Raw genomic sequence first — 14,425 nt, 5'->3', positions numbered from 1 at the left:
CTGGCTGTGGATCGAGGCACGAGAGGGGACAGATGACATCTCAGCGGCGCGCACTCGTCGTCCGGGGTGGCTGGGCCGGGCACGAGCCGGTCAAGGCCACCGACCTGTTCATTCCGTACCTGCGCGAGCAGGGTTTCGCCGTGCAGGTGGCGGACTCGCCGGCCCCGTACGCCGACGCCGAGCTGATGGGGGCCACCGACCTGGTGGTGCAGTGCATGACCATGGCGACGATCTCCGGCGAGGAGGTCGCCGGCCTGGTGTCCGCGGTGGAGGCCGGCACCGGTCTGGCCGGCTGGCACGGCGGGATCGCCGACGCCTTCCGCGCCAGCGCCGACTATCTGCAGCTCATCGGCGGTCAGTTCGCCGCGCACGCCGCCCGGGAGGCCCCGGGTGAGCGCACCGGCGACCAGTCCGACAACTACGTCCGGCACCGGATCACCATGACGCCGGCCGCCGCGGCGCACCCCGTGACCGCGGGCGTCGCCGACTTCGACCTCGACACCGAGCAGTACTGGGTGCTGACCGACGACTACATCGACGTGCTGGCGACCACCACCACCGCCACCCGGCCGTGGGCGCCGTGGCAGCGGCCGGTGACCTGCCCGGCGGTGTGGACCAGGCAGTGGGGCCGGGGCCGGGTGTTCGTCGCCACGCCGGGGCACACCGTCGAGGTCCTCGAGGACCCGAACGTGCGGACCATCGTGGAGAGAGGACTGCTGTGGGCGAGTCGTTGAGAGCCGGCATCGTCGGCGCCGGCAAGATCAGCGGCCAGTACAGCGCCACCCTCTCCCGGTTGTCGCAGGTGACGGTCACCGCGGTGGCCGACCTCGACCCGGGCCGGGCGCACCTGCTGGCCGGCCAGCATCCGGGCGCCCGGGTGGTCGACCTGCCCGAGCTGTACGCCGCCGCCGACGTCGATGTGGTGCTCAACCTGACCACACCGAACCAGCACGCCGTCGTGGCCCTGGCCGCGATCGCCGCCGGCAAGCATGTCTACGGCGAGAAGCCGCTGGCCGCGACCGGTGCCGACGCGGTCGCCGTGGTCGAGGCGGCCGCCGCCGCCGGGGTGCGTGTCGCCTGCGCCCCCGACACCGTGCTGGGTACGGGCGTGCAGACCGCCCGGGCCGCCGTCGACGCGGGCGAGATCGGCGTGCCGCACGCGGCGACCGCCTTCATGACCGGTCCCGGCCACGAGCGGTGGCACCCCGACCCCGAGTTCTACTACCAGCAGGGCGGCGGGCCTCTGCTGGACATGGGTCCCTACTACCTGACCACGCTGGTGCAGCTGCTCGGGCCGGTCCGCCGGGTGGTCGGCATGTCGTCGCGGCCGCGTCACGAGCGCACCATCGGCGACGGCCCGCGCGCCGGTACGGCCTTCCCGGTCGACGTCGACACCCACGTCACCGGCGTCCTGGAGCACGAGAGCGGCGCCCTGACCACGCTGATGATGAGCTTCGACATCTGGGCCGCCCACCTGCCGCGTATCGAGCTGTACGGGTCGCGGGGCTCCCTGTCGGTGCCGGATCCCAACTACTTCGACGGCGACGTCCGCCTGTTCACCGCCGGCGGCGAGAGCTGGCGGGTGCTGCCTCCGGCGGCCGGTTACGCCGGCGCGGGTCGCGGAGTGGGGCTGCTGGACCTGGCCGAGGCGCTGGTCGAGGACCGGCCGCACCGCGCCGCCGCCGACGTCGCGCTGCACGTGCTGGACGTGATGGAGTCGATGCAGGTGAGCGCCCGCAGCGGTGTCTCGGTGGCCGTACGGACGACCTGCCGGCGTCCGGACCGTGTCCCCGGTGTGCTCGACCTCGGCTGATGGGGCAGCTGACGGGCGCCGGCCGGACGGTGGTGGCGGGACAGGCCCGGCGCCGGTGGAGCGTCGTGCTGGCGGTTGTGGTGGTGCTCACCGCCGTACCGGTGCTGCTGGCCCACCGGCCGGTGCCCGCGACCGGGGTCGCGCCCGCCGCGCTGCGGGACCGGATCGCGGCCTCGGCCGCCCAGGCCTATCAGGGGTACGCGCAGAGCGCGGGCGCCCTGGGCCTGCCCGCGCTGCCCAACCTGGAACGGGTGACCGCCCTGGTCAGCGGGACCACCGAGATGCGCGTCTGGCGCGGCGCCCCGGACCGGTGGCGGGTGGACGTCCTCGGGCCCGGCACCGAGCAGGGCCTCTACCAGCTGCCCGGCGAGCAGTATCTGTGGGACTACGGCGAGAGTCAGCTCACCCGGATCGTCGGCGAGCAGCCGCTGCGCCTGCCCCGGGCGGCCGACCTGACGCCGCCCGAGCTGGTCCGCCGGCTGCTGAGCCTGGCCGCGGGCGACCGCCTGGAACAGCTGCCGGGCAAGCGGATCGCCGGCGTGGTCGCGGCGGGGCTGCGGGTCGTCCCGGTCGCGCCGGGCACCACCGTCGCGCACATCGACGTGTGGGCCGACCCGGCCAGCGGGCTGCCCCTGCAGGCGGAGATCACCGCCCGGGGCGCCCGGCGTCCGGTGTTCGTCACCCGATTCCTGGAGGTCTCGCTGACCGCCCCGGCCGCCGCGGTGCTCGTCCCGCCGGCTCCCGGGCCGGGCATCGGGTCGGCCACCACCTCCGCGGCCGACGTGCTGGCCGCCCTGGACCGCTGGGACTCGCTGACCCCGCCGGACAGCCTGGCCGGCTTCCCCCGCCAGGACAGCGTCGCGGGGGTACCGGTCGTCGGCGTCTACGGCACCGGCCTGGCCCGGTTCGTGGCGCTGGGCCTGCCCGGCCGGCTCGGCGACGACGTGTTCCGCAACGCGGCCCGGTGGGGACGCCGGCTGACCGTGCCCGGCGGGGAGGCCGTGCTCATCACGGCCGGCCTGCTCAACGTCCTGGCGGTGCGGGCGGAGCGGACATACCTGGTCACCGGCTTCGTGGACGCGCCGCTGCTGGAACGGGTGGCCGCCGACCTGGCCGGAGGGACCGCATGATCATCACCCGGGACCTGACCAAACGCTACGGCCCCACCACGGCCGTACGCGGGGTCGATCTGGAGGTCCGCGAGGGCGACCGTTACGGCCTGCTCGGGCCGAACGGCTCCGGCAAGACCACCCTGATCCGGATGCTGCTGGGGCTGGTCTTCGCCACCCGCGGTGAGATCGAGGTGCTCGGCCTGCCCGTGCCCCGGCGCGTGCGCGAGGTGCTGCCGCAGGTCGGCGCCCTGGTGGAGGGCCCGGGCATGTATCCGCACCTGCCCGGGCGCACCAACCTCGACCTCTTCGACGCGGCCGGGCCCGGCGGCGGGCGCCGCGACCGGCGGCGGCGGGTCGACCAGGCCCTCGAACGGGTCGGGCTGGCCGGCATTGACCGCCGGCCGGTCCGGGCGTACTCGCTGGGCATGCGGCAGCGGCTGGGTCTGGCCGCGGCGCTGCTGCGCACGCCCCGGCTGCTGATCCTCGACGAGCCCACCAACGGGCTGGACCCGCGCGGCATCCGGGAGATCCGCGACCTGCTGACCGAGCTCAACGACGAGGGCACGACGGTGCTGCTCTCCAGCCACCTGCTGACCGAGATCGAGGCGTTCTGCAGCCGGGTGGGCGTCATGGACAGCGGCCGGCTGGTCCTGCAGGACGACCTGGCCGCGCTGCGCGCGCCGACCGGCCGGGTGGTGCTGCACACCCCGGACGCGGACCGGGTGGTCGCGCTGCTCGACGGCCGGGTCGAGGCCCGCGACGGAGACCGGCTGACGGTACGCCACCAGGCGCCCGACGACCTCAACGCCGAGCTGGTCACCGCGGGCGTCCGGGTCGTGGAACTGGCCGGCGAGCGGCGCTCGCTGGAACAGGTCGTGCTGGAGGCCACCACCACGAGCTCGGACCGCGTCGAAGGGGGCACGGCATGATCCGGGTCGAACTGGCCAAGCTGTTCCGCCGCCCGCGCACGTACGTGATCGCGGCGCTGCTGTGCGCGCTGCCGTTCATCGTCGCGGTGTTCCTGGCCACCACCCGGATCCCGCCGCCACCGGGGCAGGGCGGCGCCTTCCTGTCGGCGGTGCTGAGCAACGGCGCCCTGTATCCGGCCGCCGCGATGGCCCTGGTCCTGCCGGTGCTGCTGCCGGTGTCCGTCGCCGTGCTGGCCGGGGACGCGGTGGCCGGCGAGGCGTCCGCGGGCACGCTGCGCTACCTGCTGATCCGCCCGGTGGGCCGGACCCGGCTGCTGGTGGCCAAGCTGGTCTCGCTGGTGGTGTTCGTGCTCTTCGCCATCGCGACCGTGCTGGTCACGTCCTACGTCACCGGGCTGGCGCTGTTCGGCGCCGAGGCCGACAGCACCGGGGTGACGCTGCCGGCCGACGTCACCTCCCTGTCCGGCGTCACGATCACCCCGGCCGGGCTGGCCTGGCGGCTGCTCGCCACGGTCGCCTACATCACGGTGTCCATGCTGGGCGTGGCGGCGATCGCGCTGTTCCTGTCGACCGTCACCGACTCGGCGCTGGGCGCGGCCATGGGGGCGCTGGCGGTGCTGGTCGTGAGCCAGGTGCTGGTGACCCTGGACGCGGCGGCGGCGGTCCGGCCGTACCTGCCGACCCGCTATTGGCTGGCCTGGATCGACTTCTTCCGCGAACCGGTGCTCTGGCGCGACATCGAACGCGGAGCCGCTCTGCAGCTGGTCTACCTGGTGGTGCTGCTCGGGGCCGCGTGGGCGAACTTCATGACCCGGGACGTGAAGAACTAGGCGCGTCGGATACGGATCCTTCATCAGGTATGCGTAACCCGAACCGGGCTTTCACAATGCGGTGGTCGGTCCCTCACCGGATCGGAAATGGTGATCAACGGGATCCGGCGGTGGAGGGGCGACGGGTAGCTGTGACGAGACATGCCCGCATGTCCGGAGGGTGAGAGCCGCAAGTTGCCTGCTGCTGCTGCGGAACGGATCGCTACCTCGCACCCGCCGATTGAGTCGCCTCCTGGTACGAGAACATATTGCGTGCTCATGACCTCGACTTGAGCCTTCCGGGCGGTCGTACGTTTGCTGCACTGGAGGTAACCGCTGCCGCTGACCAGAAGACAATCGAGTTCTGGAGGGCTCTGGATCGGCCGGGCGGACGATGGATCGAACCGAGCATCGCCGGGGGATGGTCCGTGGGTGTTAAGCCTGCAGCCGGTGTTAGGACCTTGAGGGCGGAGCTTCCGGCGCTGCTGGGTGCGCTTGAACAGCTTGACTCCATGTCGCGGCGTGACGCGCTGGACGGCGACAGCGCCATCGCCGAGCTCGCCGCGAGCATGGGCATCCTGCACGCCCACCAGAGCCGTACCGACTTTCCAGGCAGTATTTACGTCACGCCCGAAATACCGGCAGAACGCACGGGCGGATGTGTACCAACCTCCGGTGACGCGCTGAGCGAATGGGTCGGCGACTGGGCCGCGTGCCCATCGAGGCCGGACAACTTGACAAAGTTGATGCGTCCGGTCGGGGTTGAACGTCACCTGTTTGTCATTGTCCCGGGCCTGGCCAGCACCGCCCCGTTTGAGGTCAACGACCTCCTCATGCGGCCGGGAGCGCCAGTGCCGGTCGCCGCGCCCCGGCTTCCGGACGGAGTAACCCACGTGTGGGTAATGAGCACGTGGTCCGGAGCGAGCGGATTTCGCTGGTCACTTATCGTGGGATGGCAGACCTTCGCCAACGACGCCCAGCTCGACGCGACGGCAGTGGCTCGCTGTTCATGCTGACGTCGATGTAATCGGCGGCCCGACGACGGGCGCTCAGGGCTTCGCGACAGCTTCGCTGACATCAGGCGGTTCGCGCCCCGGGCCCGTCCTCCGGCGCTAGTCGGGACAGGTTGCGGGCGCCGACCAGGGGGTCGTGCCGAGGGCGGTCAGCACCAGGGCGGTGATGATCGGGTCGGTGGGCAGCGCGCTGTGCGAGATGCGGGCGTCCGGGCACAGCGTCTGCACCGCCAGGTTGGTGGCGCCGTCCAGGCGGGCCGAGTCGGGTGGTTGCACGGTCTCGTCGTTGGTCGTCCAGAGCGACAGCCACGGCAGGCCGTCGGGCACCGGCTCCTCGTCGAGGTCGTCGAGCAGTGCGCTGCCGGGGGCGAGCTGGCGGCACGCCGCCGGGCAGGAGCCGGGGGCCAGTGCGGAGCCGGCACCGGCGATCCGGGTGCCGTGCAGGGGCGAGCCGAGGGTGACGATCCGCCGGGCCGAGTCGGCGCTGCGGTGCCGGTCCACCCACAGTTTGACGGCGACGCCACCAGCTGAGTAACCGACGACGTCGACCGAGGGCGCCCCTTCGTCGAGGGCGGCGCGCACGGCGGCGTCGACCGTGCCGGCCTGGACGAGCAGGTCGCCGGTGCCGTCGCCGGGCAGGGTCAGCACCGTGGCGGTGCGGCCCTCGGCGCGCAGCCGGGCCGCCAGCTGCGACAGGCCGGTCCGGCTGCCGCCGTACCCGGGGACCAGCAGGACCGGTCCGGGCCTGGCCTGATCCGGGCGGGCGACCGGATCCTCGCGGTTGAGCAGGCGTACGCCCACCGTTGCCAGCACCGCCAGCAGGACGGCGAGGGCGGCACCGAGCATCAGGCGGCGGCGAGGAGACACTCTTCATCATGACTCGCCGGCCGGGGCACCGTACTAGGATCAGCCGGTGACGTCGTTCGCGGTCGTCGGGGCGGGTTTCCGGGCCGCGGCGTACTGGCGGCTCGCCGCCCGGCTCGACGGTCTGTCCTGTGTGGGCGCGGTCGTTCGCACGCCACGCCGGCTGCCGGTCCCGGCGTACGGGTCGGTGGACGAGTGTCTGGCCGCGGCGCGGCCCGATTTCCTGGTGACCGCCCTGCCGCGCACGGTCAATCCGGACGTCATCATCGCCGCTGTGCGGCGCGGGGTGCCGGTGCTTGCCGAGACGCCGCCCGCCCCCGACGCCGAGGGTCTGCGTGAGCTGTGGGCCGCCGTCGGCGAGTCGGGCCTGGTGCAGATCGCCGAGCAGTATCTGCTCATGCCCACCCACGCGGCGCGGGCGGCGGTCGTGGACCGTGGTCTGATCGGCGTGCCGAGCCAGGTGCACGTTTCGTCGACGCAGCTCTACCACGCCGTGTCGCTGATGCGGGGGTTGCTCGGCGCCGGCTGCGAGCCCGTCACCGTCCGGGCGACCCGGCACCGGGCCCCGCTGCTCGATCCGCTGAACCGGGCCGGCTGGACCGGCGCCACCGAGCCGCGCCCAGCCACCACCACCATCGCCACGCTCGACTTCGGGGCCGGCCGCCGCGGCCTCTACGACTTCACCGACAACCAGACCCGCAACCAGCTGCGCTTCCGGCGTCTGCTGGTGCGGGGCAGCCACGGCGAGCTGCGCGACGACGAGGTCGTCCGGCTCGCCGGCCCGCGCACGATCGTGCGGACGCCGCTGGTGCGGGGCCGCGGCGCGCTCGATCCGGACACCGGGCACATCACGCTGGGTGATGAGGTGCTCTTCCGCAACCCGTACGCCGGGCTGCGGTTCAACGATGACGAGATCGCCACCGCCGCGCTGATCGAGGCCACGGCGGCATGGGTACGCGGGGACGGGCCGCCGCCGTATCCGCTGGCCGAGGGCGCTCAGGACCACCTGGTCGGACTGGCGATCGAGGAAGCGGCCGACACCGGCCGTACCGTCACGACCAGCCCGCCGCCCTGGGCCGCCGGCTGATCCGCGGTCAGTGCGGCGCGTCCTCCCGATCGGCCAGCACGCGCGCCGCCAGGTGCAGCAGCTCCTCGACCGCCGCGCCCGGGTCGGCCGGGGGAGCGGGCACCGGCTCCGGGTCGACGCAGCGGTCCAGCAACAGCTCCACCAGGGCGGCGCGGTTCATGACGTCGCCGGCGGTCAGGGCGCCGGGCAGGATCCGGATCTCGATCGTGTCCCGGATCGGGGTGTCGGTGAGCAGCTGGGTCAGGTTGACGTCGAAGAACTTGGTGAGCTTGCCGTCCGCCGCGGCCTTGCGCAGGTCGTCGGAGGAGGGCAGGCCGGCGACCGCCTCGACCAGCGGCTCCGGCAGCGGGGCCAGCCGCCGGCAGGCCGGGTTGGTCTGCAGCAGCAGCCGCAGCGGCTCGCGCCAGTGGGCGAACAGCCGGACCACGTTGGCCAGGGCGTGCGGCTCCCGGAACGGCGCGCCGTCCACGTGCAGGTGCACGGCGGCCTCGCTCGGGACGGTGAAGCCCAGCTCACGGGCCGGACCGAGGAGCTCTTCCAGCGCGGCGCCGTGGTCGGCGCTCAGCGGTGGCGTGACGATCTCGCACGGGCGTTCCCGCTCACCGCCGTGCGGCGCGGCCAGAGCGATGGTGGCGCCGGAGACGTCGTCCAGCCGGTACACGTCGCCGTACCGGTGGACCTTGCTGCCCCAGAGCTGGGCGGTCGCGTCCAGAGCGGCCCCCAGCGTGCCGCCCGGGTCGCTGTGCTTGGCGAGCAGGCTCAACAGGCGGGGGTCGTCGCTGAGGATGCGGAACCAGCCCGGCGGCGCGGGGGTGCGCGGGTCGAGGCCCGCCATCAGGGTGACGTCGTCCACCAGCGTGCACAGCGGTGAGCCGTCGGCCCGGCGTACCTCGAAGCCCTGGGTCAGGTGCAGGAACCGGCCCAGGCCCGGGACCAGGGACGGTTCGCTGTCGTGATGCCACACCGGGTGGACCCGGCCGCCGCAGCGGTCGGCCAGGTCCCGCGCGAGAGTCCGCCGGCTGTGGCCCGGCGGGGCCATCAGCTCGATCTCGAATCCCGTACGCCGGTGCAGCGTGGCGGTCACGGCTTGAAAGGCAGGGAGTCGCCGGCCAGCAGCCGCTTGCCGCCTTCGATCTTCGCCGAGTACGGGTCGGCCAGCTTCCACAGCTTGGCCAGCTTCACCGCGTCGTCGTAGTCGTACCCGGCGGCGAAGAACTTGTTCACCCGGGCCGTCTCCTTGGCCTCGGCGACGGCGCTCGGCTTGACCGGCAGCTTCTTCTTGGCCAGCAGGCGCTTGCCGCCCTCGACCTTGGCCGAGAACGGGTCCGCGAGCTTCCACAGCTTGGCCAGCTTGACCGCGTCGTCGTAGTTGTAACCGGCGGCGAAGTACGCGTCCAGCTGCTTCTGTTCCCTCGGGCTGATCGGGTCCTCGCCCGCGGGGTCGTCCGGCGTGGCCGGGATCGGCAGCTTCTCGCCGGCCAGTAACCGGCGCCCGGCCTCGGCCTTGATCGCGCCGACGTCGTCCTTCGACCGCCAGATGATGGCCAGCCGGACCGCGTCGTCGTAGTCGTAGCCCGCGGCGAAGAAGGCGTCGTACTGCTTCTCCAGCTCGGCCTCGGGCGTCGGGGTGCTGGGCGCGGCCGACGGGGCCATGTTCGGCATCGTGGCGGCGGCGCCGGCGTCGACGGACTGTTTCTGCTGCTGTCCCGGCAGCAGACCGGGCAGGCTGATCGCCCCCGCGATCAGGCTGACGCCCAGCACGGCGCCACCGGCGGCCTGCACACCCCAGCGGCGGCGCTGGTACGAGCGGGACAGCTCCTGCACCCGGCTGTAGACCGCGGCCGCGTCGGGTGCCAGATGTTCATGGGTCTCAAAGGCGTTGCGGAGCTGGTCTCCGTGCTCGGTCACGACTTCTCCTCGGCGTGGATCCTGTGCTGTCGCTCCGACGAGAGCCGGAGCGTCTTGAGCGCCCTCGAAGCGTGGCTGCGCACCGTCGCCGGTGAACAGCCGATCAGATCGGCGATGGCATCGTCGTCGAGCTGCTCGTAATAGCGCAGCACGAGCACCGCCCGTTGCTTGCGCCCGAGCGTCGCCAGGCGGTTCCACAGCTCGTCGGCCTCGACGACGTCGTGGGCGTGGTCGCGTACCCCGCCCCGCGCGTCGTCGATGTCGACCAGCCGTTCCCCCACGGCGTGCACATTGCGTGCCGCCCAGCTGCGCCGCCACGACAGATACTCGTTGAGCACCATGCGGCGGACGTAGGCCTCGGGGGAGTCGGCCACGTTGATCCGACGCCACCGGACCTGCGCTCTGGCCAGCACCTCCTGGACGACATCCTGCGCCAGGTCACGGTCGCCGGTGAGGACGACCGCGTACCGCAGCAGACTGGGAAGCCGGGCCACCGCGAACTGCTCGAAGGTCACACCCTCTAGGACGGGTGCCGGGTGGTCGGTTGTGCACTCATGATCCGAACTTTTTCCCACGATCCTGGGCTCCCCGCGCCGGCGATGAATTGGTCACGCACGGTGATGGCGGTGCACCGCGCCGCCGACTCTAGAGGTGCGCCGCACCCCCGGGGCCGATCCGCGGGAATCGCGCCTGCAACCGTCCTGCTGCCGGTCGGCTCCCGGCGTGCCGCCCGGGGGCGTCCAGACTTGGCCCATGGTCGTCATCAGCCGGTGGAGCATCACCGACAAGCCGCAGGGCCGCCTCGACACAGCCCGCGAACTCGTCGCGGTCTGGGCTGTGCATCTGCACCGGTCCTACCGGCTCATCCGCGGCGCCTGAGCCGCCCGCTCACTCGCTGATCCGGGGTCGCGGGAACAGCGTCAGCAGGCGGTCGGCGGCCTCCCGGTCTCCGCGTACGGTGGCCAGCCCCGCAACCTCAGCGGCGGCCAGGGTCCCCGCACCGAAGATCAGCTCCCGGAAGACCGTCGCGCTCGTGTCGAGCACCGCGTCCGGCGCTCGAGTCACGCCTCGGGTGAGCGTGAACCGGCTCCCGCTGACCTCCGCCACCAGCACGTCGCCGTCGAGCCGCAGCTCGCAGCGGGCGTTCCACGAGCCGGCCGCAGTCGCGTCGAAGGTCGTCCGCATGGCCAGGGCCAGCGCGTCCACGCTCAGTGGTGCGGTGGAGGCCGGCGGGGTGCGGCTGCCCCAGCGTCCGAGCGCCAGCAGGACCGGTTCGAGGTCGAGGCCGCGGTCGGTCAGCTCGTACACCTGGGCACTGGCCGGCGGGCCCAGTTGCCGGCGGCGCAGCACGCCGGCCCGCTCCAGCTCGGCCAGGCGGTGGGTGAGCATGCTCTGGCCGGCGCCGGGCAGCCCCCGGCGCAGCTCGCCGAACCGTTTCGGGCCCAGCAACAGCTCCCGGACCACCAGCAGGGCCCACCGGTCGCCGACGAGGTCGAGGGCGCGGGCAACTCCGCAGGGATCGTCATAGGTCCGGGCCACGCGTCCATAGTATCGTTACCGCACTGACCGGTACTGAAACAGAACCACGATGCGGAGTGCCGATGCCGACGACCCGTTCGTACGTCCTGGTCCCCGGGGCCGGTGGCAGCGCCTGGTACTGGCACCGCCTCCTGCCCGAGCTCCGCCGGCGTGGCCACGAGGCGATCGCGGTCGACCTGCCGGCCGCCGACGACAGAGCCGGCCTGCGGGAGTACGCGGACGCCATCGTCGCTGCCGCCGGCGGCCGTCGGCGCGTGGTGCTGGTGGGCCAGTCGATGGGCGGCCTCAGCGCTCCGCTGGCCTGCGACCGTCTCGACGCCGAGGAGATCGTCCTGGTCAACGCCATGATCCCGGCGCCCGGCGAGACCGGCGGCGACTGGTGGGCGGCCACCGGCCAGGAGCAGGCTCGGCGCGAGCTCGACGTGCGCGAGGGCCGCGACCCGGACGCGCCGTTCGACCCCCGGGTGATGTTCTTCCACGACGTGCCGGCGGAGGTGGCCGAGGAGGGCATGGCGGCTGAGCCGGGACAGTCGGGTACGCCGTTCGGGGACCCGTGGCCGCTCGAGGCGTGGCCGGATGTGCCGACTCGGGTGCTCAGCGCGCAGCAGGACCGGCTGTTCCCGGTCGACTTCCAGATCCGGGTCGCGCGGGAACGGCTGGGGATCACGCCGGAGACCATGCCGGGCGGGCACCTGGTGGCGCTCAGCCGGCCGGGGGAGCTGGCCGCCCGGCTCGTCGGGGGTCCGGCTCCGTCATCGCGTCCGGACTGAGCGAGCCGGGGTCGGCCACCATGCCGGCGGCCCGCCCGGCCCGATGTTCACCTGCACTTCAGCCGGAATCGCGCAGCACCTCGTGGCCGGCCGGTCGGAGCGGGGACCTCGGTCGTGCACCCCGGCCGGCCCGTACGGGAAACTTCTCGGATGCGGACCAAGCAGGAGCTCACCGAGGCAGTCAAGCGGGACCGGCGGGCGGCGCTCGTCGTCAACGCCCACTCCCGGCAGGGCATGCGGTTGTACGACGCCGCCCGTACCCGGCTGCTGGCGGCCGGGTTCACGTTGCTGGACGCGTACCCGGTGGACCGGCCCCGGGAGCTGGAGGCGACGCTGGCCGCTGTCATCGATCGCGGCCCGGACCTGCTCGTCGCCGGCGGCGGCGACGGCACCATCAGTACGGCCGCCCGGCTGCTCGCCCACCGGGACATCGCCCTGGGTCTGCTGCCGCTGGGCACCACCAACAACTTCGCCCGCACGGTCGGCGTGCCGCTGTCCCTCGACGAGGCCGTGGCGACGCTGACCGACGGCAAGGTCATCGACGTCGACCTGGGGCTCGCCGGTGGGACCGCGTTCACCAACCACGTCGGCGTGGGCCTGTCGGCCGACCTGATGCTGTCGGCGCCGCGGCTGCTGAAGCGGGTGATCGGCCGGACGGCGTACCCGATCACGGCTCTGGGGTTGCTGGCCCGGCACCGTCCACTGCGGATCGTCGTGCGCGCCGACGGGCGTGCGCACACGTTCGTGACCCATCAGCTCTACGTGGCCAACGGCGGGTTCCACGCCGGGCGGCCGATCACGGCCGACGCGCACGCCGACGACCGGCTGCTGGTGGCGTATCCGGTCGGTGGCCGCGGGCGGTGGGGTCTGTTGCGGGAGACCGCCCGCAACGCGGCGACCGGTCACCGGCGCACGCTCGACGAGGAACCGTTCCTGGCCGTCGGCGAACTGTGGGTGGAGACCGACCGCGCGGCCCGGGTCGAGGTCGACGGCGAGCCGTCCGGCCGGACCCCGCTGCGGATCGGCCTGGACCCCAACGCGTTGCGGTTGATGGCCCCGGCCGACACACGTGACCTTTAGGGGGTCACCCCGCTCCGCCAGGACGGGTCGCGGCCGATGAAGCCCATCAGCCGGGTCTGGACGTCCGCGTCGGCGGGCACCTCGACCCGGGCGCCGTACTGGCCGGAGGAGCGCAGGACCTCTTCCATCTGCTCCATCCCGGCGAGCAGGCCGGCACAGAAGGCCGGGTCCAGCCGGTCGTCCTGACCCGTGGCCCGGGACAGGTCCCAGGTGTGCATGAACACGTCCGAGGTGTAGAACTGGTCGATCGCGCCGGCCAGCGGCAGGTTGCCGATGTGCGGGTTGCTGAGCTCCCGTTGCGCCGTCGCCGGATCGTCGAGCACCGCCTGCACGCCGTCGCTGTGCACCTGCCACGCGCGGACCGGGTCCTCATCCACCGAGGGGCCGCGGGGCAGGTCGATGCCGGCGCCGGCGGCCAGGAAGCCGGGGAACCAGTCGGTCAGGTGCCGCACGACGTCGCGGGCGGTCCAGCCTTCCACCGGGGCCGGCACCTCCCAGGACCGGGTGCCGCGGACGCGGTCGGTGAAGAGCCCGGCGATCTGCCGGTGCCGCTCGGCGGGGAGCTCAGACAGCGCCATCGTGGATCATCCTCTCCAGCTTCGCGTAACCCTGATCGAGGCCGACCTCCATGCCGCTGCGCAGCCACGCGTCGCGGGCCTCGAAGCTGTCGACCAGCGACTGGGTGCGCAACCGCGTGCGGCCGCCGCCCAGGTCCTCGAACCACATCGTCCCCAGGGACACCCCGTCCGGCTCGCCGTCGTAGGTGAAGGTCTGCACGATGCGGTCCACCCGAACCTCGTGGAAGCAGCCGTGGAAGCCGTACTCCGTGCCGTCGCGCACCGAGACGTAGCGCCAGCTGCCGCCGCTGGTGGCGTCCCAGTGCTCGATCCGGGTGGTCATGCCGTCGGGGCCCACCCACCGGGCGAACAGCTCGGGGTCGGTGTGCGCGCGGAAAAGCTGTTCAGGTGTGGCTTCGAAGTCACGACTCAGCCGGATCACCGGCACCTTCGGGTCGGCCTCGATCGATGTCTCCGTGATCGTGGTCATGCTCGTCTCCTTTCATCGCCGCCAGCACGGCGTCGAGGCGGCGGTGACGCTGCTCGGCGCGGGTCCGGTAGCGCTCGATCCAGGCGTCCATCAGGTCGAAGACCTCGGCCTCGAGCCGCACCGGCCGGGGCTGCGGCCCGCGCGGCCGGCTGACCAGCCCGGCGTCCTCGAGCACTCGCAGGTGCTTGTAGACCGCCTGCAGCGTCATCCGGTACGGCTCGGCCAGCCGGCTCACGGTCGCGTCGCCCTCGGCGAGCCGGGCCACCATGTCGCGGCGGGTCGGATCGGCGAGGGCGGCGAACACCCGGGTCAGCGTGTCTGTGGTCACGGCCCCTGGCTTTCTGTGTCATGGCCCTGGTTTCAACTCATCGGTTGAAAAGGACCGTAGACCGCGGCCGGCCCGTGCGTCAACCGATCAGTTGAAAGTCCAGCCCGTCGTGCGCCGGTTCGGGGT

General features: G+C 72.9%; 18 protein-coding genes. 10 read left to right on the top strand and 8 right to left on the bottom strand.

Annotated elements, in window-relative coordinates; all coding sequences use genetic code 11:
* The first annotated feature begins 32 nt into the window (after positions 1-32).
* The 6 genes from AB0C12_RS31725 (at position 33) to AB0C12_RS31700 (ending at position 5,679) form a co-directional block, all read left to right on the top strand.
* On the top strand, positions 33-734 hold the full coding sequence (locus AB0C12_RS31725) for a ThuA domain-containing protein (RefSeq protein WP_360553536.1): 702 nt from the start codon (positions 33-35) through the stop codon (positions 732-734).
* Positions 719-1,813 (top strand): Gfo/Idh/MocA family oxidoreductase, encoded by a 1,095-nt coding sequence (locus AB0C12_RS31720; protein ID WP_360553535.1) that lies wholly within the window; start codon positions 719-721, stop codon positions 1,811-1,813. Before AB0C12_RS31725 ends, AB0C12_RS31720 begins: the two co-directional genes overlap by 16 nt.
* The gene (locus tag AB0C12_RS31715; protein WP_360553534.1) at positions 1,813-2,943 is read left to right on the top strand and encodes a hypothetical protein; all 1,131 of its coding nucleotides are present in this window, start codon (positions 1,813-1,815) and stop codon (positions 2,941-2,943) included. The genes AB0C12_RS31720 and AB0C12_RS31715 overlap by 1 nt, the downstream gene beginning before the upstream one ends.
* Positions 2,940-3,854, top strand: a complete 915-nt coding sequence (locus AB0C12_RS31710; protein WP_360553533.1) for an ABC transporter ATP-binding protein — start codon at positions 2,940-2,942, stop codon at positions 3,852-3,854. The genes AB0C12_RS31715 and AB0C12_RS31710 overlap by 4 nt, the downstream gene beginning before the upstream one ends.
* Positions 3,851-4,684, top strand: a complete 834-nt coding sequence (locus AB0C12_RS31705; RefSeq protein WP_360553532.1) for an ABC transporter permease — start codon at positions 3,851-3,853, stop codon at positions 4,682-4,684. The genes AB0C12_RS31710 and AB0C12_RS31705 overlap by 4 nt, the downstream gene beginning before the upstream one ends.
* 491 nt (positions 4,685-5,175) lie before the next feature.
* Positions 5,176-5,679, top strand: a complete 504-nt coding sequence (locus AB0C12_RS31700; protein ID WP_360553531.1) for a hypothetical protein — start codon at positions 5,176-5,178, stop codon at positions 5,677-5,679.
* 96 nt (positions 5,680-5,775) lie between these two features.
* Here AB0C12_RS31700 and AB0C12_RS31695 read toward each other — a convergent pair whose 3' ends face one another.
* Positions 5,776-6,543: a lipase gene (locus AB0C12_RS31695; RefSeq protein WP_360553530.1), complete on the bottom strand. Its 768-nt coding sequence runs from the start codon at positions 6,541-6,543 to the stop codon at positions 5,776-5,778.
* Between the two features lie 46 nt (positions 6,544-6,589).
* Between AB0C12_RS31695 and AB0C12_RS31690 the strand changes: the two genes are divergently transcribed.
* On the top strand, positions 6,590-7,627 hold the full coding sequence (locus tag AB0C12_RS31690) for a Gfo/Idh/MocA family oxidoreductase (RefSeq protein ID WP_360553529.1): 1,038 nt from the start codon (positions 6,590-6,592) through the stop codon (positions 7,625-7,627).
* 7 nt (positions 7,628-7,634) lie between these two features.
* Here the strand turns inward: AB0C12_RS31690 and AB0C12_RS31685 are convergent, their stop codons facing one another.
* From AB0C12_RS31685 to AB0C12_RS31675, 3 genes are read right to left on the bottom strand one after another with little or no spacing between them, the layout of a single operon-like run.
* Entirely contained in the window at positions 7,635-8,711 is a 1,077-nt protein-coding gene (locus AB0C12_RS31685) for an amidoligase family protein (RefSeq protein ID WP_360553528.1), read from the bottom strand.
* On the bottom strand, positions 8,708-9,535 hold the full coding sequence (locus AB0C12_RS31680; RefSeq protein WP_360553527.1) for a hypothetical protein: 828 nt from the start codon (positions 9,533-9,535) through the stop codon (positions 8,708-8,710). The genes AB0C12_RS31685 and AB0C12_RS31680 overlap by 4 nt, the downstream gene beginning before the upstream one ends.
* Positions 9,532-10,050 carry a SigE family RNA polymerase sigma factor gene (locus tag AB0C12_RS31675; RefSeq protein WP_360553526.1) on the bottom strand — a complete coding sequence of 173 codons (519 nt, stop codon included), beginning with the start codon at positions 10,048-10,050 and terminating at the stop codon, positions 9,532-9,534. The genes AB0C12_RS31680 and AB0C12_RS31675 overlap by 4 nt, the downstream gene beginning before the upstream one ends.
* Before the next feature lie 238 nt (positions 10,051-10,288).
* On the opposite strand from AB0C12_RS31675, the gene AB0C12_RS31670 reads away from it, so the two are divergent.
* Entirely contained in the window at positions 10,289-10,414 is a 126-nt protein-coding gene (locus AB0C12_RS31670) for a hypothetical protein (protein WP_360553525.1), read from the top strand.
* 9 nt (positions 10,415-10,423) lie between these two features.
* Here the strand turns inward: AB0C12_RS31670 and AB0C12_RS31665 are convergent, their stop codons facing one another.
* Entirely contained in the window at positions 10,424-11,074 is a 651-nt protein-coding gene (locus AB0C12_RS31665) for a helix-turn-helix domain-containing protein (RefSeq protein WP_360553524.1), read from the bottom strand.
* Between the two features lie 62 nt (positions 11,075-11,136).
* Between AB0C12_RS31665 and AB0C12_RS31660 the strand changes: the two genes are divergently transcribed.
* Both AB0C12_RS31660 and AB0C12_RS31655 read left to right on the top strand, forming a co-directional pair.
* Positions 11,137-11,844, top strand: coding sequence for an alpha/beta hydrolase (locus tag AB0C12_RS31660; RefSeq protein ID WP_360553523.1), 708 nt, complete (start codon positions 11,137-11,139; stop codon positions 11,842-11,844).
* Between the two features lie 150 nt (positions 11,845-11,994).
* Complete coding sequence (locus AB0C12_RS31655; RefSeq protein ID WP_360553522.1) at positions 11,995-12,924, top strand: diacylglycerol kinase family protein; 930 nt, start codon at positions 11,995-11,997, stop codon at positions 12,922-12,924.
* Here the strand turns inward: AB0C12_RS31655 and AB0C12_RS31650 are convergent.
* From AB0C12_RS31650 to AB0C12_RS31640, 3 genes are read right to left on the bottom strand one after another with little or no spacing between them, the layout of a single operon-like run.
* Complete coding sequence (locus tag AB0C12_RS31650) at positions 12,921-13,502, bottom strand: TIGR03086 family metal-binding protein (protein ID WP_360553521.1); 582 nt, start codon at positions 13,500-13,502, stop codon at positions 12,921-12,923. The two genes, AB0C12_RS31655 and AB0C12_RS31650, sit on opposite strands and share 4 nt — an antisense overlap.
* The gene (locus AB0C12_RS31645) at positions 13,489-13,971 is read right to left on the bottom strand and encodes an SRPBCC family protein (RefSeq protein ID WP_360553520.1); all 483 of its coding nucleotides are present in this window, start codon (positions 13,969-13,971) and stop codon (positions 13,489-13,491) included. Before AB0C12_RS31645 ends, AB0C12_RS31650 begins: the two co-directional genes overlap by 14 nt.
* Positions 13,904-14,299 carry a metalloregulator ArsR/SmtB family transcription factor gene (locus AB0C12_RS31640; RefSeq protein WP_360553519.1) on the bottom strand — a complete coding sequence of 132 codons (396 nt, stop codon included), beginning with the start codon at positions 14,297-14,299 and terminating at the stop codon, positions 13,904-13,906. The genes AB0C12_RS31645 and AB0C12_RS31640 overlap by 68 nt, the downstream gene beginning before the upstream one ends.
* Between the last annotated feature and the right edge of the window lie 126 nt (positions 14,300-14,425).

Source organism: Actinoplanes sp. NPDC048967, assembly GCF_040649415.1.
Taxonomy (GTDB): Bacteria; Actinomycetota; Actinomycetes; order Mycobacteriales; family Micromonosporaceae; genus Actinoplanes.
This window is presented reverse-complemented; position numbering and strand designations above follow the sequence as displayed.